Below are 2,555 nucleotides of genomic sequence, written 5' to 3' on the forward strand. Positions count from 1 at the left end.
AATACCCGTTCCTATATTTAAATAGATGAAGTTTTTGGAAATTTGCCCGAAGCCCCACACACGTTCGGCACGCGTGGCACTTTTCACATCATTATCTATATGGCAGGGAATGCCATAAATATCCGCTAATTCCTTAGCCAAAGCAATAGGTTGCGTCCTGCTGGGATCTATCTGCAACCAGATACCCTGATTAGGATCTACCCGTCCGATCAATCCCACTCCCATGGCCAAAGGTTTCTTATCATACCATCCTACGGTTTTGATATAATCATCCAGTGATAGTTTGATAATATCCAGCGCTGCTTGTTGGTTAAAATATCCGGAGTCATATTTTTTGTACCTCAAGATATTGCCGCGACTATCAATTTCGCCAATCAATAATTTAGTTCCGCCCAAATCCAGGCCTAAATACGTTTCCATTTTTTATCTGCATTTTTAGAAGGTTACTATTGACCACAATATTACGCACAATCAAGGAAACGAAAGTTGATTCTTTAACAAAAAAGGTTCGCTACTTATCCACTTAAGTTTAAATACAGTTTTTATACTCTAAAATTTGCTGGGGCTTGTGCCAAACTGTTTTTTAAAGCACGTACTGAAATATTTGGGGTCTGAAAAGCCAACCATGGATGCCACTTCTCCTATTGAGTATTTCTGTGAAAGCAAAAGCTCTTTCGATTTATTCAGCCGCACAATACGGATAAAATCATTAGGCCCTTGCCCTGTCAAAGTTTTTATCTTATTATAAACGGATGTACGACTCATACCTAACGCACGACAGAAGTCATTGATTGAGAATTCCGGATTAGTCATATTCTCATCAATAGCTGCCATAGCATTATCTAAGAATTCTTTATCCAACTGGCTACTATAATCTACTTCATTGACAGGTATATCCGAAGATAGGACGGTGTCCCTGAGATGTTGCCTGTTCTGAAGTATATTACGAAGCCTTACTTTTAACACAGACAGGTCGAAAGGTTTAATGATATAGTCATTTGCCCCGGATTCCAATCCTAATATAATATTCTCTCTTTCACAAAGGGCGGTTAACAAAATCACAGGGATATGACTGGTCTCAACAGAAGATTTCAAGATCCGGCACAACTCATCCCCCTGGATTACAGGCATTATGATATCCGAAATAATAATATCCGGATTAATTTCCCTCGCCATATCCAATGCCTTTCCTCCATCGGGTACACTGATTACCTTATATTCGGAAGACAAGCTGTCCGTCAGATACTCACGCATATCTTTATCATCCTCGGCCAGCAACAGAATATTTTTATCCGTCTTGTCATCCTCCTCCTGAGATGAAACATCAGGAGACGTTACTTCCGGTAAATCCTCCTTCGCCACAACCACCATACCCGATCGTAGTTTCTTGGGAAATGCAACAGTGAACGTAGTCCCTTTATTCTCTATACTGCTGAATTCTATCTTACCATGATGTTGCTTGATAATGCGGGAAGTAATCATCAGACCAATGCCGATGCCCTGTTCCTGAGAGTCTACCACATTCTTAGCACGATAATACTCATTAAAGATATTCTTCTGTTCTTCTGCAGGAATACCGACTCCTGTATCCCTTACTTCAACAATCCATTTGTTTTTAGTCTGTCTCACTACAATACCTATGGAACCTTTCTCTGTATACTTCAAAGCATTAGAAAGCAGATTATCCATTATATGATCCATCTTGTTCTTGTCCAGCCATACCTCAGGCATTCCCGGTTCTACCTCCAGATAAAGCTCTATCTCCTTTTGGACTGCAGCCATACGGAAAGCAGACAATCTATCTTCCATGTACGCCTTTACATTATATAATGCCACTTCAAGATATTCCGGGTGTGCTTCCACCTTTTGCAATTCCAGCAACTGAGTAATCATCGAAAAAAGCTTCTCCGCATTCTTCACTGCAATTGCCAATTTCTTCTTACTCTCCTCAGGCAAGTCACCCCGTTCTTCAAGTTCACTCAGCGGAGCTTTTATCAATGTTACCGGAGTGCGTATATCATGGGCAACCCCTATAAACGAATGAATCCGTTCCCTGATTTTATTCTCCCGCACCCTTTGCCGTCTGAACTGGAAAAAGAAATAACCTAATATCACAAGCAAAATCAGATAGATCGCTATGGCCCACCAGGATGCCCAAAGCGGATGATCGATAGAAATTTCTACCGAACGTTCGCCAACCTGTTGCTGGGTATATTTATCGAATGCACGCAATTCAAAAGTATATTTTCCGGGAGGAAGATCCATATAGCCCACACTTTGAGCCACATCCCTGTGATGCCACTGCCGCTCATGGTCTTTCAGCCTGTATTCATACCTGATTTTATGTGGAGAAACAAAATTGATAGCCGAAAAAGAGATAGAGAAAGAATTCTGATTGTATTTCAGTTTCAGAGACTTGGTATCATTGATACCCGCCGTCAATGGCGAACCGGCTACTCCTGCTTTTACCGACTCATAAGGTAATTTAAAGTCTGTGAATATCAATTCGACCGGTGCACTTTTGGAAAAGTCAAAAGAGGGTGTAAAGAAAAGAG

General features: G+C 41.0%; 2 protein-coding genes. Both read right to left on the bottom strand.

The annotated features are described in order from the left end of the window. Positions 1–420: ROK family protein (locus tag Q1W14_RS21730; protein WP_300704964.1), on the bottom strand; the 420-nt coding region annotated here is incomplete at its 3' end. A 129-nt stretch (positions 421–549) separates the two neighbouring features. After that, the coding region (locus Q1W14_RS21735) for an ATP-binding protein (RefSeq protein WP_300704965.1) at positions 550–2,555 on the bottom strand (2,006 nt) is incomplete at its 5' end.

Origin of the sequence: Bacteroides sp. (genome assembly GCF_030151085.1) — a bacterium.
Taxonomy (GTDB): domain Bacteria; phylum Bacteroidota; class Bacteroidia; order Bacteroidales; family Bacteroidaceae; genus Bacteroides.